This window comes from Brackiella oedipodis DSM 13743 (genome assembly GCF_000621025.1).
Classification (GTDB): domain Bacteria; phylum Pseudomonadota; class Gammaproteobacteria; order Burkholderiales; family Burkholderiaceae_B; genus Oligella; species Oligella oedipodis.
In genome coordinates, this window is sequence record NZ_JHZJ01000009.1 from 99,523 (window position 1) to 121,175 (window position 21,653).

Annotated in this window: 21 protein-coding genes and 1 riboswitch; of the genes, 8 read left to right on the forward strand and 13 right to left on the reverse strand. The window is 47.1% G+C overall.

All coding sequences use genetic code 11. The annotated features are described in order from the left end of the window. Positions 1-19: 19 nt before the first annotated feature. From Q335_RS0100485 to radC, 3 genes are all read right to left on the reverse strand, one after another. Positions 20-1,780: an ArnT family glycosyltransferase gene (locus Q335_RS0100485; RefSeq protein ID WP_028356938.1), complete on the reverse strand. Its 1,761-nt coding sequence runs from the start codon at positions 1,778-1,780 to the stop codon at positions 20-22. A 245-nt stretch (positions 1,781-2,025) separates the two neighbouring features. Then, positions 2,026-2,298, reverse strand: coding sequence for a type B 50S ribosomal protein L31 (locus tag Q335_RS0100490; RefSeq protein WP_028356939.1), 273 nt, complete (start codon positions 2,296-2,298; stop codon positions 2,026-2,028). 326 nt (positions 2,299-2,624) lie between these two features. After that, positions 2,625-3,287 carry a RadC family protein gene (gene radC, locus Q335_RS0100495; protein WP_245588257.1) on the reverse strand — a complete coding sequence of 221 codons (663 nt, stop codon included), beginning with the start codon at positions 3,285-3,287 and terminating at the stop codon, positions 2,625-2,627. Between the two features lie 95 nt (positions 3,288-3,382). Here radC and Q335_RS0100500 point away from each other — a divergent pair, with 95 nt between their 5' ends. Together Q335_RS0100500 and ispH are read left to right on the forward strand one after the other, a co-directional pair. Beyond that, positions 3,383-3,838 carry an FKBP-type peptidyl-prolyl cis-trans isomerase gene (locus Q335_RS0100500; RefSeq protein ID WP_028356941.1) on the forward strand — a complete coding sequence of 152 codons (456 nt, stop codon included), beginning with the start codon at positions 3,383-3,385 and terminating at the stop codon, positions 3,836-3,838. Next, the gene (ispH, locus tag Q335_RS0100505; protein WP_028356942.1) at positions 3,839-4,801 is read left to right on the forward strand and encodes a 4-hydroxy-3-methylbut-2-enyl diphosphate reductase; all 963 of its coding nucleotides are present in this window, start codon (positions 3,839-3,841) and stop codon (positions 4,799-4,801) included. On the opposite strand, the gene Q335_RS0100510 is transcribed toward ispH, so the two are convergent. The 6 genes from Q335_RS0100510 to Q335_RS0100535 are packed head-to-tail and all read right to left on the reverse strand — an operon-like array spanning position 4,798 to position 8,967. Further along, complete coding sequence (locus tag Q335_RS0100510) at positions 4,798-5,409, reverse strand: Maf family protein (protein WP_028356943.1); 612 nt, start codon at positions 5,407-5,409, stop codon at positions 4,798-4,800. The two genes, ispH and Q335_RS0100510, sit on opposite strands and share 4 nt — an antisense overlap. 12 nt (positions 5,410-5,421) lie before the next feature. Then, positions 5,422-5,895, reverse strand: coding sequence for a 23S rRNA (pseudouridine(1915)-N(3))-methyltransferase RlmH (gene rlmH / locus Q335_RS0100515; protein ID WP_028356944.1), 474 nt, complete (start codon positions 5,893-5,895; stop codon positions 5,422-5,424). Beyond that, positions 5,892-6,293, reverse strand: coding sequence for a ribosome silencing factor (gene rsfS, locus Q335_RS0100520; RefSeq protein WP_028356945.1), 402 nt, complete (start codon positions 6,291-6,293; stop codon positions 5,892-5,894). The genes rlmH and rsfS overlap by 4 nt, the downstream gene beginning before the upstream one ends. Positions 6,294-6,295: 2 nt before the next feature. After that, the gene (nadD, locus tag Q335_RS0100525) at positions 6,296-6,898 is read right to left on the reverse strand and encodes a nicotinate (nicotinamide) nucleotide adenylyltransferase (protein WP_028356946.1); all 603 of its coding nucleotides are present in this window, start codon (positions 6,896-6,898) and stop codon (positions 6,296-6,298) included. Between the two features lie 6 nt (positions 6,899-6,904). Further along, complete coding sequence (gene purD, locus Q335_RS0100530; RefSeq protein WP_028356947.1) at positions 6,905-8,197, reverse strand: phosphoribosylamine--glycine ligase; 1,293 nt, start codon at positions 8,195-8,197, stop codon at positions 6,905-6,907. 41 nt (positions 8,198-8,238) lie between these two features. Next, entirely contained in the window at positions 8,239-8,967 is a 729-nt protein-coding gene (locus Q335_RS0100535) for a YebC/PmpR family DNA-binding transcriptional regulator (RefSeq protein ID WP_028356948.1), read from the reverse strand. Positions 8,968-9,098: 131 nt separating this feature from the next. Here Q335_RS0100535 and Q335_RS0100540 point away from each other — a divergent pair, with 131 nt between their 5' ends. Continuing rightward, positions 9,099-10,583 carry a helicase HerA-like domain-containing protein gene (locus tag Q335_RS0100540; RefSeq protein WP_028356949.1) on the forward strand — a complete coding sequence of 495 codons (1,485 nt, stop codon included), beginning with the start codon at positions 9,099-9,101 and terminating at the stop codon, positions 10,581-10,583. A 33-nt stretch (positions 10,584-10,616) separates the two neighbouring features. Here Q335_RS0100540 and Q335_RS08785 read toward each other — a convergent pair whose 3' ends face one another. After that, positions 10,617-11,093: a MarR family winged helix-turn-helix transcriptional regulator gene (locus tag Q335_RS08785; protein WP_051532185.1), complete on the reverse strand. Its 477-nt coding sequence runs from the start codon at positions 11,091-11,093 to the stop codon at positions 10,617-10,619. Positions 11,094-11,309: 216 nt separating this feature from the next. Between Q335_RS08785 and Q335_RS0100550 the strand changes: the two genes are divergently transcribed. Next, the gene (locus tag Q335_RS0100550) at positions 11,310-12,287 is read left to right on the forward strand and encodes a quinone oxidoreductase family protein (RefSeq protein WP_028356950.1); all 978 of its coding nucleotides are present in this window, start codon (positions 11,310-11,312) and stop codon (positions 12,285-12,287) included. A 52-nt stretch (positions 12,288-12,339) separates the two neighbouring features. Here Q335_RS0100550 and Q335_RS0100555 read toward each other — a convergent pair whose 3' ends face one another. The 3 genes from Q335_RS0100555 to pepN form a co-directional block, all read right to left on the reverse strand. After that, positions 12,340-13,023, reverse strand: a complete 684-nt coding sequence (locus tag Q335_RS0100555; protein WP_051532186.1) for a 7-cyano-7-deazaguanine/7-aminomethyl-7-deazaguanine transporter — start codon at positions 13,021-13,023, stop codon at positions 12,340-12,342. A gap of 3 nt (positions 13,024-13,026) precedes the next feature. Beyond that, a riboswitch (PreQ1 riboswitch) is annotated at positions 13,027-13,071 on the reverse strand. A gap of 115 nt (positions 13,072-13,186) precedes the next feature. Then, positions 13,187-14,191 carry a class 1 fructose-bisphosphatase gene (locus tag Q335_RS0100560; protein ID WP_028356952.1) on the reverse strand — a complete coding sequence of 335 codons (1,005 nt, stop codon included), beginning with the start codon at positions 14,189-14,191 and terminating at the stop codon, positions 13,187-13,189. Next, a complete protein-coding gene (gene pepN, locus Q335_RS08790; RefSeq protein WP_051532187.1) occupies positions 14,161-16,923 on the reverse strand; it encodes an aminopeptidase N in 2,763 nt (920 codons plus the stop codon). Before pepN ends, Q335_RS0100560 begins: the two co-directional genes overlap by 31 nt. Before the next feature lie 125 nt (positions 16,924-17,048). Between pepN and Q335_RS0100570 the strand changes: the two genes are divergently transcribed. The 4 genes from Q335_RS0100570 to mnmA all read left to right on the forward strand — a co-directional run bounded on the left by Q335_RS0100570 (position 17,049) and on the right by mnmA (position 21,645). Further along, positions 17,049-17,720, forward strand: coding sequence for a DUF4136 domain-containing protein (locus tag Q335_RS0100570; protein ID WP_028356953.1), 672 nt, complete (start codon positions 17,049-17,051; stop codon positions 17,718-17,720). Beyond that, a complete protein-coding gene (tldD, locus tag Q335_RS0100575; protein WP_051532188.1) occupies positions 17,683-19,176 on the forward strand; it encodes a metalloprotease TldD in 1,494 nt (497 codons plus the stop codon). Before Q335_RS0100570 ends, tldD begins: the two co-directional genes overlap by 38 nt. A gap of 283 nt (positions 19,177-19,459) precedes the next feature. After that, positions 19,460-20,524, forward strand: coding sequence for a 3-deoxy-7-phosphoheptulonate synthase AroG (aroG, locus tag Q335_RS0100580; RefSeq protein ID WP_028356955.1), 1,065 nt, complete (start codon positions 19,460-19,462; stop codon positions 20,522-20,524). Next, positions 20,521-21,645, forward strand: a complete 1,125-nt coding sequence (gene mnmA / locus Q335_RS0100585) for a tRNA 2-thiouridine(34) synthase MnmA (RefSeq protein ID WP_028356956.1) — start codon at positions 20,521-20,523, stop codon at positions 21,643-21,645. The genes aroG and mnmA overlap by 4 nt, the downstream gene beginning before the upstream one ends. The last annotated feature ends 8 nt before the right edge of the window (positions 21,646-21,653 follow it).

Here is a 21,653-nt window from a genome sequence, read left to right on the forward strand (position 1 = left end):
GGTTATACAGAACAAATAATTATTTGAGTGAAGGTAAGCTAATTAATTGGAAAATTTCACCATGGCGTTCGCTGCTGCGATTGCCTTGCCAGACTGTTTTGCCTAGGGTGGCAAAAGGCGAGAGTTCGTCGCGGACCTTAGGTAGGGTAGTTTGGACCAAGACCCAAGGGCAAAATAAACTGTCGCTAAATTGCAGATGCTTATAAATATAAAAGAGCGCGCGCTGACCGTCTCCCAACCCCGTACTACTGACGCATTGATCGGGCGCGACATGGCGACTGATGGCACGATCCAAGTCGGCACTCAACGCCACATAACTGCGTTGATAATTTACGGCAGGCAACCATAGTGACAATAATAAACACCAGGCACTGGTCAAACCCACTGCAGCCAGCAACACACCGCGCCAAATAGCGGTGGGTTTGGCGTGCAAACGCCAAACAATCAACAATAACCAAATCAGCGTAATAACGACCGCACACAAAACCGCAGGCCAATGGATACTAGCTTCGAAACCTTGGATAAGACGATCAATATTGTGATGTAACTCCGGAATATAAGGCGTGTAATAGGCAAACCAGGCGACCCAAATAAAGACCATGCTCAAGGACAAAATCATGATACTGAACCAGTCCAAGGTATTAAAAACACCTCGTCTGAGGGTAGGTAAGGCCATAGAGGCTAAGATCGCGATGGGAATAATAATCGGCGCGAATTCCAGTTCAAACGGCTCAGCTAAGACCGTAAATAAGACACAATGACTGATTACTAAAAAGAGTGGTAAAAAGATATGCGGTGCATACCACCATTTGCGCCATTGGTATAAGGCCAGTATGGCAAATGGCCAAGCGGGCCATGTAAACCACAATAAGTCGCGGATGCTTTGCGCAAATTGTCTAAATACCTGAGTCCCAAAGGCCTCTGCTGTGTTGGACAACCAAAGCTCAAACCAAGCAGGATTTTGCAGGTGTACCTGCCAGCACCAGAGAGCTACTAAGAGTAGGCTGAAAATTAATATAAGGGCGATCGCACGGCGGCGTTTAGGACTATAAAAAGGATAGAACAAGCAAATTAGACCACATAAAAATAGTGGAATATAAGTCACGACGCCGCGTGCAAAAAAGCTTGCACTAAGACCCAATAAAAACACTAGACATGCGCGTCTTGGATACACCAAAAATAACACTAAACCATAAAAGGTGAGGGCATTGACAGCGATGATTAAGGGGGCTGTCGAGGTCTCGTGCATACGGATCACGATACCAATGCTGGCAATAATAAAAAAGAAAGCGCAATCGGCGATAGTGCGACTGTATTCGGTTTTGTGCGGTTCGCCCCCAAAAGGTAATGGCAAAGGTTGCGCTTCGGCGCGGCGCGCTAGAATTCGACAACTATGCCAGCTACACCAGAGCAGCACCGTAATGTAAAAAAAGTTGGCTAAACGTACTGCTTGGATCTGTGCTTGTAAAGGACGATTAAAGAGTTCAAAAAGAGGGGCAAAAAGCTTGACGAATAGAGCACCAATCCAAATTAATAATGGCCCGTCGTCGACATGAGGATATTGACCAATATAGGTCGTTAACCAAGAATGAGCCGGAACCTCATTGCAAAAGCTAAGAATAGTTGCTAAACCGACCGCATCATCGGTTTTCCAGGCATCTCTAAAGCCCAAACCCGCAAAAATATACACCACCGCCAGTAATACCAAAACCCAACGCGGGATAAAAGGGGTGGCAAGTTTATTAAGCCTAGCAGGCGTTTTTTTGGGTACGTAGCTCACAAAGCGATTCCGTCATGATTTTCTGAGTCATTATATTCTATATCAGTGGCTGAAACAGTAAAAGCAGCCACCGTCTGAGCCCCGAAGGACTGTCCTAGGTGAAGAGTGATTGGGACGTCTTGGAGGAAAGGCAAGAATATAAATGAAATGTGATATACAACAAAAAAGGTAACCTGATGGTTACCTTTTGGGGATGCAAAACAATAGCTAAATAGCCTATAGTCAGATTATTTAGATGGCGTTGATTATTCTGCAGCTTTCTTTTTGAATGCACCAGAAGTGCGAGCGAAACGAGCGCGGAATTTTTCGACGCGACCGGCTTCGACGATGCGAGTTTGTGCACCTGTGTAGAATGGATGGGATTCAGAGGTGACGTCACATTTGTAAAGCGGGTAAGTTTGACCGTCTAAATCGATAGTCTCACGAGTAGGTGCTGTTGAACGAATAATGACTTTATTGCCCGTTTGTTGATCCAAAAACACAACATCACGGTATTCTGGGTGAATGCCTTGTTTCATAATAAATCCTAATCAAAATAGTTGGGTCGCCGGCCAAAGAAATACTAGCTATCATTCACTAAAAATGCATAATTAATTAGCCGGGTGGTAAGCCAATCAACTCAAAATTAACGCTGATGATAAGTTTATTGCTCATCATCTATATAGCTCAACTATAAAGCTCATTAAATAAGTGACGATAAGTAGACAATAGCTTCAGCTACGTATCCTTAAACGCAACATTATATACCTATTTAGTCCTTTCAGTAAAGATCTGAACGTTCGAGTTAATGATTTAAGTCGCTGTTTTTGCAACAGATTTGGGTTAGTAGACAGTCGCCAAGCGCTTAGACTTGATTTTGTTCGGCCATGGAATAAGATTTGCCGCCGCTTACGATCACATGATCGAGCAGCTTAACGTCGACCAATTTAAGCGAGTTCTTAAGCAGTTGCGTCAATTGCAAGTCAGCCGTACTCGGATATAGCAGACCCGAAGGATGATTGTGTGACATTATGACAGCGGCTGCATGATGCTTGAGGGCAGATTTTACGACTTCTCGAGGATAGACGGAGGTTTGACTTAATGTGCCTTGAGAAATGTCTTCGCTGCAAATCAGGCGGTACTGACTGTCGAGATACAGCGCAATGCAGTGCTCGATCGTGAGATCACCCAAGCGACTGCAGCAGTAGTGCTTGACTACCTCGGATCTGTGTAGGTCCACGCCAATTTTGAGTTCCTCGTGCAGACAACGATTGGCTAACTCCTTAATGGCTAAGAGTTGGCAGGTTTTGGCGGCACCTAGACCCTTAATGTCTTGGAGTTGCTTACTTTCGGCGTTTAGAAGTTTGCGTAAACTACCGAAGTGGTTTAATAACTGATTACAAAACTGAACCACATTGCAGCCATACATACCTGTGCCCAGAATCAGGGCGAGTAGCTCTGAGGTAGTTAATACCTTGGGTCCATGTTGTAGTAGTCTTTCGCGTGGCTGATCGATACGGGAATTCATGCGTAAATCACTCATAATCGGTAAAATAACAAGTTATAAATAAATGCCTTTTATGGTGTTCACTATACAGAATCAGTTGTCAGGAAATTTCAAACGTGAATCAAATTGTCCATGGTGATTCTTATGTCACTTTGCATTATCGAATTCGTCTAGGTTCAGGCTCAGGTCAAGGCGAAACCTTTATTGAGACCTTTAGTAGCCAGCCTTCAACCCTGCAAATGGGCGCAGGACAGTGGTTAGAAGCAATGGAGCAACCCTTGATTGGTATGCACGAGGGCGAGCAAAAGAGTTTTACGGTTCCCGCTGCACAGGCCTATGGTCTACGCAACCCCGAGTTATATCAGTACGTTAGCCGCCAAATGCTAGCCGAGAATGCGGGTGAAGAGGCCGAATTCAATGACAATGACTTGGTCGAATTTACAGCCCCTAATGGCGCTAAATACTCAGGTTATTTCCGCCGTTGGGAAGGCGATAAAGCCTTATTTGACTTTAATCATCCCTTGGCAGGGATTGACCTGTTAATCGATGTTTCGATTATTGGGGTACTCTAAATGACACAGGATAATCGTTCCGAAATCCTCTTAGCAGAGCCGCGCGGCTTCTGTGCTGGGGTTGACCGTGCTATTGATATCGTCGAACGGGCCTTAGAGTTGCATGGCGCGCCTATTTATGTACGTCACGAAATTGTGCATAATCGCTTTGTGGTGCAATCCTTGCGTGACAAGGGGGCTATCTTTATTGACGAGTTGGATCAAGCGCCCAAGGGCTCCATCGTGGTGTTCTCCGCGCATGGTGTGCCCCTTAGTGTGCGCCAGGAGGCTGAACAACGTGGTCTACAGGTATTCGATGCGACCTGCCCACTTGTCACCAAAGTGCATATGGAAGTCAAAAAAATGCACAATGCAGGCAAAGAAATCATCATGATTGGTCACCGTGGCCACCCCGAGGTTGAAGGGACGCTGGGGCAGGCCAAAGGCCGTATGCACTTAGTAGAAACGCCCGAGGATGTTGCGCAATTAGTCGTAGATGATCCCGAGAACCTAGCCTATGTAACGCAAACCACTTTGTCTGTCGATGATGCCTCATTGGTGACGAGCGCTCTCAAAAAGCGTTTCCCTAATATCGCTGAACCCAAAAAAAGTGATATTTGTTATGCCACCCAAAATCGTCAGGATGCCGTCAAAAAAATCGCCTCTCAATGTGATGTATTTTTTGTTGTGGGTAGCGTCAATAGCTCTAACTCTAATCGCTTACGAGAAGTCGCCGAAAGACTAGGCTGTCCTTCCTATTTGATCGATGGGCCAGATTCCATCAAGCCAGAATGGTTGCATGACAAACAAAACATTGGTATTACTGCTGGGGCATCGGCACCAGAAGTTTTGGTGCAAGATGTGATTATTCGACTCAAGGAATTAGGGGCGATTGCGGTTCGCAAAATGGATGGTATCGAAGAAAACGTGTCATTCCCTTTACCTAAGGCCTTATCACGCAAAATCGCGCCCAGTAGCACCTAAACGTTGAGGCGCTGCAGTAGCTGCCAGGTCTCATGTGCAGGTAAACCCATGATGCCGCTATAACTGCCTTTGATGGCTTCTATAAAGGCTGCGCCCAAGCCTTGTACCGCATAACCGCCCGCCTTGCCTAGCCCCTCTTGGCTACGAACATAATGTTCGATGTCAGTGGCGCTGAGCTTTTGTAACTTGACCCAGCTAACACTTCGACATTCCAAACGTTGTTCATGGGACTGTAACACTACATAAGTATGTACTTGGTGCCAAGTATCCGAAAGGGTGTGAAGGGACTGGCGCACATCGGCATCACTGCGTGCCTTGTCTACTACCTTGTGATCCAGCATGACGCAGGTATCAGCGCAGAGGACGGCTTTGGGCGACAGTGCTTGTTGCTGAATGTAGAACAAAGCGTCTTGCATTTTTTCTTGGGCTGTGCGTTGCACATAGTCTTCGGCCGCTTCGCCCGCCAAGATTGGTTCATCGGCCTGGCCCGCAGGACTGGGTATCTTCAGTACTTCATGAACAATACCGAGTTGTTCCAGGATTTGTCGACGGCGTGGACTGTTAGACGCCAAGTACAGAGGGGCAAACGGAGCCAGTAACTGTGTCATAGGATGAGAGGATTAGGCACGATGATAAGGGTGGTTATTGAGAATACTCCAGCCTCGATACAATTGCTCTGCCAAAATCACGCGTACCATGGGATGAGGGAGCGTTAATGAAGATAAGCGTAGCAAGCGCTTGGCGGCTTGCTTGAGCTGTTTATCAAGACCATCAGGGCCACCAATCACCAGGGCTACGTTTTGATTGAGAGTTTGCCAGCTGCGCATACACTCAGCTAATTGCATGGTATTGAGATCCTTGCCGTGCTCATCCAGCGCCCATAGTTCATAATCGCTAGGAACAGCCTCCAGGATGCGTTGAGCTTCGGCTTGCATCAGTTGCTGTGGTGTTTTACCTGTGTTGCGAGGTTCGGCTTTGATTTCTCGCAAAGTTATCTGGTATTCGTTACTAGGCAGACGCTTTAGGTATTCATCACTGGCAGTTTTGACCCAATCAGGCATTTTTTGGCCAACCGCCACGATCAAAATTTTCATGGATTTTGGGGATCAAATTGGCTAAATGGGCTTTCTGGCTTAGTTAAGGAGTGCGGCAGTAATTTAACACGTACAGGCTTACCACCCCAAATAGCTTCCAAATTATAGTATTGGCGAATAGCGGGTTGCATACAATGCACCACAATATCACCTAAATCCAAGACCACCCACTCACCAGTGTCTTCACCCTCAATAGAGATGACGTCAACATTTTTGTCACGGGCGGCAGTGAACACACTACGAGCCAAGGCACGTGTCTGACGGTTAGAGGTCCCACTAGCAATAATTATTCGATCAAATAGGCTCGTCATATCTGCAGTGTTAAAGACCTTGATATCGGTGGCTTTAACATCTTCGAGCGCATCAATCACTAAACGCTGTAACTTGCTTAATTCCATAATTAATTCTGATAAAGATGATGTTCTTGAATGTAACGATAGACGTCGGGATGAATTTTGTGAGCAGGAAAACGATGCTGCTCAAGTGTTTGTCGAATGTCGGTAGAGGAGACTTCGTGCTCAGCAAAATCAATTAAATAGACTGGACGCTTAAGGTGCTGCAAATGCTGTTGCAGTGGTGCAGGCAATTTAAGTTCATAGTCGGGGCGTTTGGCGACAGCTAAATACACAAGCTCAACAATTTCTTGCCAACCATTCCATGTACAAAAATTCTGTAATTGGTCACTGCCCATGATCCAGACGTACTCGTGCGTCTTGGGTAAGGCCCTAACGGTATCAATCGTATAGGTGGGGCCACCACGCTCGATTTCTGTGGTGTTAATGTGCAGTTGTGGATAGTCTTGAATCGCCAATCTAAGCATGGCCACTCTGTCGGTGGTGCTGGCCTCTAGCGGGTCTTTTTGCCAAGGTTGTGCCGCTGGCAGTAATTGCACCTCTTGCAAGCTCAATTGTTGCCAAGCCGCCAAGGCTAACTGCACATGCGTTAAGTGTACCGGGTTAAAACTACCCCCTAAAAGGCCGATTTTATTGGCTTGTTTGGTCATAGGCAATTAGGCTTGCTTGAGCGCACGCCAAGCAATGTCGCTACGGTATTGCGCGCCTTCAAAATGAATGGCTTGAACCGTGGCATAAGCTCGATCACGAGCGGCTTCGAGGTCTTGGCCGAGTGCTGTGACACATAAGACACGACCACCACTCGTGAGCAATTGACTATTGGCGGCTTTGTTGGCCAACGCCGTGCCTGCATGAAAGACAACGCAATCAGCTTGATCTTCGGGCAGACCGGTAATGCTATCGCCCGTGCGCGGTTCAACGGGGTAGTTGTAAGCGGCCATCACCACCCCAATGGCTGGGCGTGGATCCCATTGCGCTTGAATTTGGTCTAAACGTTGTTCTTGGGCCGCCTGTAATAGGGCCACAAAGTCGCTTTGTAAGCGCATCATAATTGGTTGTGTTTCGGGGTCACCCATACGGGCATTGAATTCTAATACCTTTATAGGGCGTTCTTGGTCGTTACCCTCACCAATCATTAAACCCGCATATAAAAAACCCGTATATTCGATGCCATCTTTGAGCATACCTTGCATGGTGGGCTCAATCACTTCTTGCATAATGCGACGATGCAATACTTCGGAAACAATGGGCGCTGGTGAATAAGCGCCCATACCACCGGTATTAGGGCCTTGGTCGTGATCGAGCTGACGCTTATGATCTTGACTGGAGGCTAGAGGCAAGACATGTTTGCCATCGGCCATCACAATAAAACTGGCTTCTTCGCCAGTAAGAAATTCCTCGATCACCACTTTGGCACCCGCCTGACCAAAGAAACCGCCTAGCATATCATCAATCGCTTGATCTGCTTGCTCGAGCGTTTCGGCGACAATAACCCCTTTACCGGCAGCCAAACCATCGGCTTTGATGACAATGGGGACTCCCTGTTGCCGTACATAGTCATGAGCTTGTTGGGCATCATTAAAGACGGCATAGGCGGCCGTCGGAATATGATGCCGTTGCATGAACTCTTTGGCAAAGGTTTTGGAACTTTCAAGTTGGGCAGCGGCCTGCTTAGGACCAAAAATAGCGAGTCCATTGGCACGAAAGAGATCCACGATACCCGCTGCCAGCGGGGCTTCTGGGCCTACTACCGTGAAATCAATACCTTCTTGAAGCGCAAATTCGAGACATTGTTGCGCCGATTTTGCGTTGATATTGTGCAGATTGGGCGCCAATGCGGTGCCACCGTTACCTGGTGCCACAAACACTTCAGTCGCTTGGGGTGATTGAGCAATTTTCCAGGCCAAGGCATGTTCGCGTCCGCCAGCGCCGACCACTAAAATCTTCATGAAAGTTCTCTAAGTAGTAACAAGGTTAAAACAAAAGTGAATTAATCGATGTCTATGACCGCATTGGTATAGACCTCTTGGACATCATCCAAGTCCTCTAGAGTGTCGAGGATTTTTTGCATTTTTTCGGCCTCGGCGCCTTCGAGTTCAATCTCATTGAGCGCCTTCATAAAGACGCGAGAAACCTCGGGTTTAAGCGCTGCTGCTTCAAAGGCATCACGCACAGTGGCATAATCACTCGGTTCGCAAATGACTTCAATGACACCTTCATCATCGGTTTGAATGTCTTCGGCCCCGGCTTCTAGAGCGACTTCCATGATTTTTTCTTCGTCAGAATTAGGGGCAAAAATAAATTGGCCGCAATGCTTGAACATAAACGTCACAGAACCATCGGTGCCTAGATTACCGCCATTTTTGGTGAGGGCATGGCGCACATCAGAAACCGTGCGCGTACGGTTATCTGTCATGCAGTCGACAATAACAGCCGCGCCAGCGACGCCGTAGCCTTCGTAGCGAATAGATTCATAGTTAGCACCGTCTGTGGCACCGCTACCTCGGGCCACTGCGCGTTGGATATTATCCTTAGGCATATTTGCCGCCGTGGCTTTGTCCCAAGCCATGCGTAGAGCGGGGTTAGCAGCGGGATCAGGACCGCCAGCACGGGCTGCTACGGTAATTTCGCGAATAATTTTGGTCCAAATTTTGCCACGTTTGGCATCTTGGCGCCCTTTACGGTGTTGGATATTAGCCCATTTACTATGACCTGCCATATGGTATGAACTCTCTCGTATAGTTGTGAAATAGATGTGAAAATTAATAATAAATTTTAACCCGAGTTAGACTTTTTTTTTATAAAATGTGCAAACCTAGAAGGATTACATGTATTTACTAAGGAATTTTTATGGCGGAGCCAGTCGTTGTTGGTCAGAATTCAGAGCAAAAAGTTGCGATTATTCCTAAACTCATCAATCGCCATGGACTTATTACTGGTGCCACTGGTACGGGTAAAACGGTCTCCTTACAGGTCTTGGCACAAGCCTTTTCGGAGTTAGGTATTCCAGTCTTTATGGCCGATGTCAAAGGCGACTTGACGGGCATCGCGATCGCTGGCCAAGACAGTGCCAAACAGCAAGAACGTCGAGCACAGCACAATTTGCCTACGCCTCATTGGGGCGCATGCCCAACGGTGTTATGGGATCTCTATGCTGAAAAAGGCCATCCAGTGAGGGCAACAGTTTCTGATATGGGTCCATTACTGTTGGCTCGGATCATGGATTTGAATGAAACTCAAACGGGTATTTTGCATGTGCTCTTTAGGGTGGCCGATGATGAAGGCTTGCTGATTCTGGATTTCAAAGACCTCAAGGCTATGCTGCAAAATATCGATGAGCGTTCGTCCGAGTTGCGCAGTGAATATGGCAATATTGCGAAGACCTCGATAGGTGCTATTCAGCGTCGTTTATTAGAGCTCGAGAGTGCGGGTGTTGATCACTTTTTTGGTGAGCCTATGCTCGATATTCACGATTTGATGCGCCAGGTAGACGGCAAGGGGGTGGTCAATATTCTTGCCGCCGATAAGTTAATGCAATCGCCTAAGCTTTATAGCATCTTCTTATTGTGGTTACTGGCAGAAATTTATGAGCACTTACCAGAAGTGGGCGACCTAGAGATTCCAAAATTTGCCTTCTTTTTTGATGAAGCGCATTTGCTCTTTAACGACATTCCCAAAGTTTTATTAGAACGTATCGAGCAAATCGTCCGTTTGATTCGTTCCAAAGGCGTAGGGGTGTACTTTATTTCACAAAGTCCTTCAGATATTCCGGATAGTGTGTTGGGGCAGTTGGGTAATCGTATTCAACATGCCTTACGGGCGTTTACACCAAAAGACCAAAAAGCGGTCAAAGTAGCGGCCGATACCATGCGTCCGAATCCTAAGCTCGATATTTCCCAGGCCATCACAGAACTAGGTGTTGGTGAGGCTCTGGTGTCTTTCTTAGAAGCCAAAGGGAATCCAGCCGTCACTGAAAGAGTATGGATGTATGCACCGGGCAGTCAAATCGGTCCCGCTAGCCCAACAGAGTTGGCGCAAATTCGTCGGCAATCACCGTTTGCTGATAAATATGAGCAGAGTATTGATCGTGAGTCGGCCTATGAGGTGTTGCAACAGCGTACCGCCCAAAAAACAGAAAACGGGCAAGCCGTGGCTGCGCCTACCGAAGAGTCAGGCGGTTGGATGGACGCCTTCAAAGATTTGATGGTCGGTTCGACGGGACCCCGAGGTGGACGGCGTGATGGTTTGGTACAGCAAATTGTCAAAAGTGAAGTTCGTTTGGCAGGACGGCATTTATTGCGAGGCGTTTTGGGCTCTTTGATTGGCCGTAAGTAGCCTGTAGATGGCCCCTTATAGTATAAGGGGCAATTAACAGGACGTAGAGGAAGACGTTGCGGTAGTAGAAGGCGATTTGCTCTTAGTTTTGTGGGCTGTGTCTATTGGCTTAAGAATGTGCGGACGTACCCGGGCGATGATTTTTTTGAGAATGCTGCGTAGCGTATCAAGTTCTTCTGGGCTTAGTTCATCAAAATGTGCATCCAGCACTTTTTCGATGGAGTTTGAAATCTGATCGTTAATCTGTTGGCTCTTGTCCGTGAGGTATAAGTTAGTGACGCGCTTATCTGTCTGACTGGTGCAGCGTCGTACTAAACCCTTTTTTTCGAGGCGATCGAGTAAACGTGTGATGGCCCCAGAATCAATTTCGAGTCGGCGAGCTAACTCGGTCGCTGTTTTGACGCGGCCACGACCAATCAAGGCAAGGGGCTTCCATTGAGCGGCGGTGAGGCCAAGTGGTTGCAGTTCTTGATCAAGTTTGCGTTCGATAGAGACCGTGATAATACGCATCAAAAAACCGACGCTAAGGTCGTTTTGATCGTTATTGTGTGGGTCGTATATATGGCGCGCAGACACGGGTAATCAATGAATAAATAGCTGTCAATATCTGTATTATTCTAACTGCTTAAGGAACCAATGTCATGTTGTTTATAGCAGTTTTTCTGGCTACATTATTGATGTTAGCCAAAAGTTACACAACTTTAGCGTAGTGATGAGGAGAGTTGCATGAAGACCAAACAAATTATCATCCAACAACACGGAGAGCCAGAGGTTCTGCAAACCGTCGAGGTCGAGTTAGCGGCACCCGCCCCCAAAGAGGTGCAGATCGAACAAAAAGCCATCGGGCTTAACTATATAGATACCTATTTTAGGACAGGATTGTATAAGCATGATTTACCGCATGGTTTAGGTTTTGAAGCAGCCGGTGTAGTCACGGCGGTGGGCTCGAGTGTGACGGAGTTCAAGGTAGGGGATCGTGTCGCCTACGGTCAAAGTCCCATCGGTGCTTATGCGCAATTTCGTAATATTCCCGCGCGTTGCCTGGTTAAACTGCCTGAGCAGATTGATTTTAAAACAGCCGCGGCCATGATGCTCAAGGGTCTGACAGCACAGTATTTGCTGCGCCAGACCTATCGTGTGGAGGCGGATCAAACGATTTTGCTACATGCGGCGGCCGGTGGGGTAGGTTTGATTGCTACGCAATGGGCCAAAGCGCTCGGGGTCAAGGTGATTGGTACGGCTTCAACACAAGCCAAGATCGATTTGGCGCTACAGCATGGCGCTTGGAAAATGATTAATTACACCCAAGAGGACGTGGTCCAAAAAGTCCTTGAATTCACTGATCATCAAAAAGTGCCTGTGGTTTATGATGGCGTAGGTAAAGATACCTTCATGACGTCCTTGGATTGCTTGCAACCTTTGGGTTTATTAGTGAGTTATGGCAATGCCTCAGGCCCCGTTACCAATGTTAATTTAGGTACTTTAGCCAACAAGGGCTCATTGTTTGTGACTCGTCCTGTGCTGGGCACTTATGTCGCCACCCGTGAGCGGCTGCAAGCGGCAGCAGATGATTTATTCGAGGTTGTCCAAAGGGGTGACGTGAAGATCGAGATCGGTCAGGAATTTGCGCTTACAGAGGTGGCACAAGCGCATGAAGCCCTGACTACAAGACAAACGACGGCCTCCACCATTTTAATTCCTTAAGCACAGCAGAAGGCAGCGGTTCTCATGATGAAAGCCGCTGCCAATAGTGACCTTACCCTTGTGCTTGAGGCGTATAGTTCTGCGCTAATTTTTGACTTAAAAATCTCAACAGCATGCCGTAAGCGGGTAAAAAGAACACGCCACACACGGTAATTTTGACGATATAGTCTAAGACAGCGATTTCAAACCAATGTTGGGCCATGAAGGCATTGGGACTCCGATAGAAGGCTACAAAAAAGAAGACTAGGGTATCAATTGCATTGCCCAGAATCGTTGAGGCTGAAGGCGCTACCCACCAGTTTTGCAGACGACGTAAGCGATTGAACACTGTTATATCCAAAAATTGGCCCACGATATAGGCCGCAAAGCTGGCTAAAGCGATGCGCGCGACAAACACATTAAACACCCCTAAATTAGCCCATCCTTGCCAGACGCCATCCTGCCACAGCACCGATATCACATAGGACAATAGCAAAGCAGGCCACATCACGACAAAAATAATCCTTCGAGCTAAATAAGCCCCAAAAATTCTAACCGTGAGATCAGTGGCTAAGAAAATGAACGGAAAGCTAAACGTCCCCCAAGTGGTTTCAAAACCAAAAATCTGGAAGTTTAGCTGTACGAGGTAATTACTGGCGCAAATAATAAATATATGAAATACACAAAGACGCCAAAGCGCACGGCGTTGCTGCGTTTCGGTCAGGGGCAGCGCTTGCCGAAGAATCGGAGAAGACATGAGAGTTCCTTAGTTTTTTTGTGTGGGAGGATTGCGAACCACAATGATGAATTGCGATGGTTATAGGCACATCGCCCAAGGCCTTTTGCTAAGCCGTAAAAAAGCCGTAAAAAAGCTTGGTTCAAGCCACTTGAACCAAGCCTTAAGCATTATAAAAGAAAACTTATTGTTTGTGTTTTTGGTAGTAGTCGGCGACGGTTTGCACCTCCTGAGCTGATCCTAAAATAACACTTAATCGTTGGTGCAAGCCTTGGGGATCAACATCGAGAATGGCTTTGTCGGCGTTAATGGCTTTGCCACCGGCTTGTTCAACCAAAAAGCTCATCGGATTGGCCTCATACATAAGACGTAACTTGCCTGGTTTGCTTGGATCACGTTTGTCCCAGGGATACATAAAAATACCACCGCGCATCATAATGCGATGGACATCGGCTACCATGGAAGCGATCCAGCGCATATTGAAGTTTTTGGCGCGTGGCCCTTCGGTGCCGGCTAAACAATCTTTTACATAGTGACGAATCGCCTCATCCCAATGCCTAAAATTAGACATATTAATAGCAAACTCTGCGGTTTCTGGGGCGATCTTAATATCCACGTGGGTCAGCAACCATTCATCACGATTTGGCTCCAGTGTAAAGCCAAATACCCCATGACCCAGGCTAAACAGTAGCATCGTTTGAGGACCATAAATGGCGTAACCCGCTGCGTGTTGCTGACGACCATTTTGTAAAAAACTATCGTCCGTAATTTCGGTACCTGTGGGTGCTTTCAGTACCGAGAAAATCGTGCCCACAGAAACATTTACATCGATATTAGAAGAGCCATCGAGGGGATCGAATAAGAGCAAATAGGGACCCTTGCTATACTCGGCGGGAATAGCATAGTGATGGTCCATTTCCTCGGAAGCCATGGCCGCTACACAACCCCCTTGTTGGTTGCCTTCAAGCATGAAGTCATTGGCCATCACATCTAATTTTTTTTGAGTCTCGCCTTGCACATTTTGTTGTTCTAGACTGCCCAGTACTCCCCCTAGGGCGCCTTGACGCACGGCTTGATGGATACGGCGACATGAGGCAGCGATTTGCTGGATGAGGGCGATTAACTGCGCATCGAGTTGGTGCTGTGCCTGATGCTGCTCTAAAAATTGTGCGAGCGTTTGCGTAGACATATCGTTTCCTTTGAATAAATATAAATTTCTAGTGCTTTGCTGATAATTTCATGAACGTTGCGCGATAAATTGTTGGCACTAGCCACCCGTTGAATAGCTTTGTGCATGGCATCGCGATAGGGCTGCGCATAGCGCTTCCAGTTATCAAGACAGCGGGCTAGGCGTGCTGCCACCTCTGGATTAATTTGGTTGAGATACAACACTTGATCCGCCCAAAACTCATAACCTTCACCATTTTTATGATGGAAATTCTGCATATTATTCATGCAAAATTGGAATAATAAGGAACGCGCCCGGTTAGGGTTGCGAATATTAAAGGCTGGATGCGCCATCAATGCTTCCGCCTGTGCCAGACTGACAGAAGGCGAACTGGCCTGAATGGCAAACCACTTATCAATCACGAGTGCATCATGCTGCCAGTGTTCAAAGAAGCGAGCTAGGGCATGGCTGCGGACATCTTCAGGGCCATAGTCGGTGATCGCACTCAGGGCAGTGATGCCATCGGTCATATTATTATGGTTCTTAAACAGCGTTTGGCTATACACTTGTGCTTCAGGATGCTCGATGCTCATGAGCATTTTCAGTGCTTGTTGGCGCAAACGACGTTTACCCACACTAATCGGATCAGGACTATAGGCGCGCTCGGGTTCATGAGCCTGCAAGATGGCCCAGTACGCTTGGCTAAATTGTTTGGCTAGCGTCTGCTGCAGGAGTTGATGAGCGGCCACCAGAGCTTGCGGATCCGCTTGGCGCATTTGTTCTAACAAAATCCTTAAGCTAGGCAAGCTCAATAAGCACGCTTTATAGGCCGGATCGAGCTGTTGATCTTGCAGAGTGGCCTGCCAAATCCTGAAGATCTCAGGCTTGATAGAGTGGCTATCAGGGTTAGCCGAGTCGCTAGCAAATTCTTCGGCCAGCGCCAAGGTAGTGCTTGTCAGTAACTCTTGTAAGGCTTGCCAACGTGTAAAGTGATTACTATCGTGGCTGGCCAGGACAGCCAGGTCGCTATCGCTGTAGTCATATTCCACCACTACGGGCGCCGAAAAATCACGCAATAAAGAAGGAATAGGGGCTGATTTGACTGCGTTGAGCGTCCAAGTCTCTTGGGCTTGCTTGAGTTCTAATAGCACTTCTTGCTGTGTTTGACCGGCTAACTCAAAGCTCAATGCCTGCCCTTGAGCATCTAATAAGCCAAGTTTAAATGGAATATGGAAAGGCTGTTTATGGAAGTCTTGACGGCGTTTTTCAACGCCGACGAGGTCGCACGATTGTTGCAAGGTAATTTCGCAAGTCTGCGCCGCTTTATCATAGTTTAGGGTGACTTCTACCCTTGGTGTGCCCGCTTGGCTATACCAATGTCGAAATACGGCTAAATCCTTGCCTGGATGTTGTTCCTTATAGACGGCTTGCATAGTTTCAAGAAAATCATCGCAAGTTACGGCCTGACCATCAAAGGTATGGAAATAATTGGCAATACCTTGCTGAAAACCCGCTTCACCCAATAACGTGTGTTGCATACGAATGACTTCAGCGCCTTTTTCATAGACAGTAGCGGTATAAAAATTACCGATTTCTTCGTAACTATCGGGTCGGATAGGATGCGCCATAGGGCTGGCATCTTCTGGGAACTGCGCCATTCTCAGTAGGTTGACGTCCTCAATACGCTTCACAGCTCGTGCGCTTTGGGCAGCCGTATCGTCCAGGCCACGCGCCCGTATATCCGCCGAAAACTCTTGTTCACGAAAAACGGTTAAACCTTCTTTGAGACTAAGTTGAAACCAATCGCGACATGTGACGCGATTGCCACTCCAGTTATGAAAATACTCATGTCCAATAACATCTTCGACGCCGATAAAATTTTGGTCGGTCGAGGTTTCTGGGGTGGCCAAGACATAGGCAGCATTGAAAATATTCAGTCCCTTATTCTCCATGGCGCCCATATTAAAGTCGCGTACCGCCACAATCATGAAACGATCTAAATCAAGCTCAAGATTAAAGCGTTTTTCGTCCCATTTGAGTGCTCGCTCGAGACTTTGCAAGGCCCATAGTGATTGTTTACCTGAGCCTTTATCGGTATAAACTTGCAATAAAACTTCTTTACCGCTTTTGGTTTGCGTGGTGGTTTCACGAACATCAAAATCACCCGCGACTAGGGCAAATAAATAACTTGGTTTTGCAAAAGGATCATGCCAGACGGCTTCATGGCGGCCGTGTTCGAGCTCACGTTGTGAAACTAAATTACCATTTGAAAGTAGGTAAGGAAATTGAGCCTTGTCTGCTTGCATCGTTACGGTATAGATACTCATCACATCGGGGCGATCTGGAAAGAAGGTGATGCGTCGAAAACCCTCGGCCTCACATTGGGTAAAGAATTGCCCTTGAGAAATATATAAGCCCATGAGATTGCTATTAGTGCTGGGATTACAACTATTACAAATCTCTAGCACAAACTCGCCTTGCATGGCCGTAATCGTTAAGAGGTCACCCTGCAAATCATATTGCTCGGTGCCCAGCGCTTGTTGATTGCAATGAATACTTTGTAATTCTATATTCTCGCCATTGAGAACCAGATCACATGCCTGCGCCTGTTTGGCTTTAAAATGCAGCTTACTTTTGACAATCGTATGCTGCGGTTGCAAATCAAAAAATAACTCTACGGTTAGCAGTTCAAAAGGATAAGGTTGATAATCACGACGATAAACCGTGGTGGCTTGAGATTGAGTAGTAGACATACATGACTGTGCTTAAAAATGTGCAAGAAAGCTTATTGGACTCGTTGATGAGAGCTAGGGGTTATTATATAAAGCTCAGAGGACGGACTCAATAATGCAGTGTGGTACTGATAGGATAAACCAAAATGAATTGCCAAAAAATAATGACTAGCTGGCAGCAGCGTTGTTTGGCGTTGTTGCTGATCTTGATGTTAGGCGCTTGCGCTAGCCAAGAACCCGCGACGCTGACCACGCAACAACAAGTATTTTCTGAATGGCCATTACATGCCACAAATAAGACCTATACCATTGTAAATCTCAATGATTTGGATTTAGAACAAAAACAATATGCCAAGTTATTAGCGAACTATATGCCACGCACAGGTCTAACACCGGCCGCTAAAGCCAGTCAGGCAGGTTTTGAAGTGTCTTTTAGTTATGGTAGCCAAGACAAACAAAGTCTAGTGCAAGATGTTTTGTATGATGAGCCGTTTATTTATCCGAGTATTTGGTATAGTGGTTGGCGCGGCCCCTTTTGGGGCGGTGGTTTTTATACCCAACCCCAAGTCATCACCCGCACGGTTGAATATCGGCGCTATCGTCTCCATATAACGATTACGGATGCCAAACACAAAAAAGCCGTTTACCAAAGTAATGTCATTACCGATTCAGACCGTCTAACCCTGAGCCAGGCGATGCCGTACCTGATGCTATCGGCCTTCAAAGATTTTCCGGCTGCTAATGGCAGTAGTCAATATATCCGACTTAATTTTTCACTTTATGACACAAATCACGCAAACAATCACACCGACAATTAATTTAGCGACCCCGACTGAGGATGCCTTGGCAACGGCCTCGACACTGTTATTAGCCCCATGGGGCTTGCAAACGCACCATTTGGATCAAGCGCTCGCAGATATTTATAGTCATCATGTCGATTATGCGGATTTGTATTTTCAATATTCTCGCGCCGAGAGTTGGGCGCTCGAAGAGGGCATCGTTAAAGCAGGTAGTTTTGGGATTGAACAAGGTGTAGGCGTGCGTGCCGTCAGCGACGAAAAAACCGCCTTTGCTTATTCCGATACCTTATCGCCTCAAGCCCTACAAGAAGCCGCCGCTGTGGTCAAAACCATTGGCCAAGCGGGAGCCAATGGGCAACAAAGAATCCTGACCCCAAGGGCTTTACAGGCACCCTCTTTATATCAAGCCATTGATCCTAGTAATAGCTTGGATGCAAGCCAAAAAGTGCAGTTACTCGAACGGCTTGAGGGCTTTGCCAAAAAAATGGATCCCAGGGTCATCCAAGTCATGGCGGGTTTAGCCATGGAGTATGAGGCTGTACTCATTGCTAATAGTCAAGGTCGCCTAGTGGCAGATGTGCGTCCTTTGGTGCGTCTTTCGCTCACAGTCATCGCCGAAAAAAATGGTCGCCGTGAGACGGGGGTTGCAGGTGGTGGTGGCCGCTTTGATTTGGCCTATTTTGATGATGCCAAACTCAAGGAGTATGCACAGCAGGCCGTGCGTTCAGCACTGATTAACCTCGAAGCCCGACCAGCGCCAGCGGGTCAAATGCCAGTGGTCTTGGGCAATGGATGGCCAGGTATTTTGATTCATGAAGCGGTGGGTCATGGTCTTGAAGGCGATTTTAATCGCAAAGGTTCCAGCGTGTTTTCTGGACAAATTGGCCAGCGCGTAGCAGCCAAAGGCGTCACCGTGGTCGATGATGGCAGTATTGCGCAACGCCGCGGTTCGCTCAACATCGACGATGAAGGTAATCCGACGCAACGTAACGTCCTGATCGAAGACGGTATTCTCAAAGGCTATATGCAAGATACCCTTAACGCTCGTCTCATGAACTTGCCAGTGACCGGTAACGGCCGGCGTCAATCCTTTGCGCATTTACCGATGCCGCGAATGACCAACACTTATATGATGTCTGGCGAGCACGATCCACAAGAAATCATTGAGTCAATTGACAATGGTCTTTATGCCGTCAATTTTGGTGGAGGTCAGGTTGATATTACAAGTGGCAAGTTTGTCTTCTCGGCTTCCGAAGCCTACAAAGTAGAAAACGGTAAAATTCTCTATCCAGTAAAGGGCGCCACCCTTATTGGTAGTGGCCTAGAGGCCATGAACCAGGTCAAAATGGTGGGAAATGATATGGCCTTAGATACGGGGGTAGGGACTTGTGGTAAAGAAGGTCAAAGTGTGGTGGTTGGCGTGGGTTCGCCGACGCTGCGTATCGATGGCCTAACCGTTGGCGGTACCGCCTAGCTCGTCGCCACCCTGGGTAATTGTGCGCAAATGGCTACAAAGCACACAAAAAATCCTGTAAAAACTAGTATTTCACAAAAATTGTGCTAGGATTAAATCATGAATAAGCTTGCAGTGTTTGTCTTTTATTTTTTTAGTTTTTCAATGCCATGTGCGGAGAAAAGGACAACACTTGCTTAGCTAACCCAAATCCTTAAAAGCCGCCAAGACCACTGGCGGCTTTTTTAGTTTTTGATCACAAGAGGGTGGGGCTAAAGCCACCCATCACAAGAGGAGAAAGCAGGTGTCGTATAATACCGATGATAATCGTATCCAAGAAATTCGCGAGCTCAGTCCGCCATCCCATTTAATCAGAGAGTTTCCTTGTACCCCAGAAGTATCTAATGTGGTGCACAATGCTAGACAAGCCATACATAATATCTTGCACGATCAAGACGATAGGCTTGTGATCGTGATTGGTCCATGCTCTATTCATGACCCCAAAGCCGCGCTTGAGTATGCAGATCTGCTCCAAAAAGCCCGCCAGACTTATCAAAATGAACTAGAAATCATTATGCGGGTGTACTTCGAAAAACCCCGCACTACCGTCGGTTGGAAAGGTCTGATTAATGACCCAGATTTAGACAAAAGCTTCAATATCAATAAAGGCTTACGAACGGCTCGTGATTTATTGGTTAAAATTAACCAAAAGGGCTTACCAGCGGGTTCAGAGTATTTAGATATGATTTCGCCACAATACATTGCGGACTTGATTTCTTGGGGCGCCATTGGTGCGCGTACCACAGAGAGTCAAGTGCATCGAGAACTGGCCTCCGGTTTATCGTGTCCTGTGGGTTTCAAAAACGGCACAAACGGTGACACTAAGATTGCCATTGATGCCATTAAAGCCGCCTCACAACCGCACAATTTCTTGTCTGTCACCAAGGGCGGTCATTCTGCGATTGTCAAAACCAAGGGGAATGAAGATTGTCATATCATTCTGCGGGGCGGTAAGCAGCCGAATTACCAGGCCGAGTTTGTGGCGAGTGCCGTGCAGGATCTACAAAATGCCAAGGTCAAAAGCAAACTCATGATCGATACTAGCCATGCTAATAGCTCCAAAAAGCCTGAGAATCAGCCCTTGGTGGCCGCCGATATCGCGCAGCAAATCGCCAATGGTGATCCACATATTTGTGGTGTCATGATCGAAAGTCATTTGGTGGCGGGTCGTCAGGATCATATTGAAGGCGAGCCTTTGGTATACGGCCAGAGTATTACGGACGGCTGTATCGATTGGGCCACCTCAGAACAAGTATTAGCGCAGTTGGCGCAAGCCGTCAAAGAGCGCAGAACCAAAAGTAAGGTATGAATCAAGAAGTATCAGCACATAGTGCCAAGCACGTTGTCATCGGATTGTCTGGAGGGGTGGACTCTTCAGTCAGTGCTTGGCTGCTCAAACAACAAGGCTACAAAGTCACGGGTCTTTTCATGAAGAACTGGGAAGACGATGATGATTCCGAATACTGTTCTTCGCGCCAAGATTGGTTGGATGCCGCCAGTGTCGCAGACCTTCTAGGCATAGATATAGAAGCGGTGAATTTTGCCGCCGAATACAAGGAGCGTGTCTTTGCTGAGTTTTTACGAGAGTATGCGGCTGGACGCACACCTAATCCAGATGTCTTGTGTAATGCAGAGATTAAATTCAAAGCGTTTTTGGATCACGCCATGCATTTAGGGGCTGATTATATTGCGACAGGGCATTATGCACGCGTGCGGCAAGTACATATCAATGACAGGACTGAGTATCAGCTCCTAAAAGGCTTAGATGCTAACAAAGACCAAAGCTATTTCTTGCATCGCCTTAATCAGGCGCAATTAAGCAAGGCCTTATTTCCCCTCGGAGAAATTACCAAGCCTGAAGTACGACAAATTGCTCAGGACTTAGGGCTGCCCAATGCTGCCAAAAAAGATTCTACGGGCATTTGCTTTATTGGTGAGCGACCGTTTCGCGAGTTTCTCAATCGTTACTTACCTACGCACGAAGGCCCGATTCTGACCGATGAGGGTCAAGAAATCGGGCGTCACCACGGTTTGGCTTTTTACACCCTTGGCCAACGTAAAGGCTTAGGCATAGGGGGCGTCAAGGGGTATCAAAGCGATTCAGGCGAAGCGCCTGCCTGGTATGTGGCGCGTAAAGACTTGGCTAACAATATTCTGTACGTTGTCAATGGTCACGATCATCCCTGGCTGTTACAATCTGACTTGCAGGCCGCGGATGTGAGTTGGATTGCCGGTTATGCTCCACAAGCGGGGGCTTACGGCGCCAAAACACGCTATCGTCAAGCTGATGCGCCGTGCCAATTATTAGACAAATCTGATCAACAAACATTCTCTTTACATTTTCAACAACCCCAATGGGCCGTTACACCTGGGCAATCTGCGGTGTTATACCAAGATGATATTTGCTTAGGGGGCGGTATTATTATCTAAGATTACCT

Bases quoted from the DNA above. Each gene is read 5' to 3' on its own strand.
- Q335_RS0100490 (WP_028356939.1), bottom strand. From the start codon at position 2,298: ATGAAACAAGGCATTCACCCAGAATACCGTGATGTTGTGTTTTTGGAT.
- radC (WP_245588257.1), bottom strand. From the start codon at position 3,287: ATGAATTCCCGTATCGATCAGCCACGCGAAAGACTACTACAACATGGA.
- ispH (WP_028356942.1), top strand. From the start codon at position 3,839: ATGACACAGGATAATCGTTCCGAAATCCTCTTAGCAGAGCCGCGCGGC.
- Q335_RS0100510 (WP_028356943.1), bottom strand. From the start codon at position 5,409: ATGACACAGTTACTGGCTCCGTTTGCCCCTCTGTACTTGGCGTCTAAC.
- rlmH (WP_028356944.1), bottom strand. From the start codon at position 5,895: ATGAAAATTTTGATCGTGGCGGTTGGCCAAAAAATGCCTGATTGGGTC.
- rsfS (WP_028356945.1), bottom strand. From the start codon at position 6,293: ATGGAATTAAGCAAGTTACAGCGTTTAGTGATTGATGCGCTCGAAGAT.
- nadD (WP_028356946.1), bottom strand. From the start codon at position 6,898: ATGACCAAACAAGCCAATAAAATCGGCCTTTTAGGGGGTAGTTTTAAC.
- purD (WP_028356947.1), bottom strand. From the start codon at position 8,197: ATGAAGATTTTAGTGGTCGGCGCTGGCGGACGCGAACATGCCTTGGCC.
- Q335_RS0100535 (WP_028356948.1), bottom strand. From the start codon at position 8,967: ATGGCAGGTCATAGTAAATGGGCTAATATCCAACACCGTAAAGGGCGC.
- Q335_RS0100540 (WP_028356949.1), top strand. From the start codon at position 9,099: ATGGCGGAGCCAGTCGTTGTTGGTCAGAATTCAGAGCAAAAAGTTGCG.
- Q335_RS08785 (WP_051532185.1), bottom strand. From the start codon at position 11,093: ATGCGTATTATCACGGTCTCTATCGAACGCAAACTTGATCAAGAACTG.
- Q335_RS0100550 (WP_028356950.1), top strand. From the start codon at position 11,310: ATGAAGACCAAACAAATTATCATCCAACAACACGGAGAGCCAGAGGTT.
- Q335_RS0100555 (WP_051532186.1), bottom strand. From the start codon at position 13,023: ATGTCTTCTCCGATTCTTCGGCAAGCGCTGCCCCTGACCGAAACGCAG.
- Q335_RS0100560 (WP_028356952.1), bottom strand. From the start codon at position 14,191: ATGTCTACGCAAACGCTCGCACAATTTTTAGAGCAGCATCAGGCACAG.
- pepN (WP_051532187.1), bottom strand. From the start codon at position 16,923: ATGTCTACTACTCAATCTCAAGCCACCACGGTTTATCGTCGTGATTAT.
- Q335_RS0100570 (WP_028356953.1), top strand. From the start codon at position 17,049: ATGAATTGCCAAAAAATAATGACTAGCTGGCAGCAGCGTTGTTTGGCG.
- tldD (WP_051532188.1), top strand. From the start codon at position 17,683: ATGACACAAATCACGCAAACAATCACACCGACAATTAATTTAGCGACC.
- mnmA (WP_028356956.1), top strand. From the start codon at position 20,521: ATGAATCAAGAAGTATCAGCACATAGTGCCAAGCACGTTGTCATCGGA.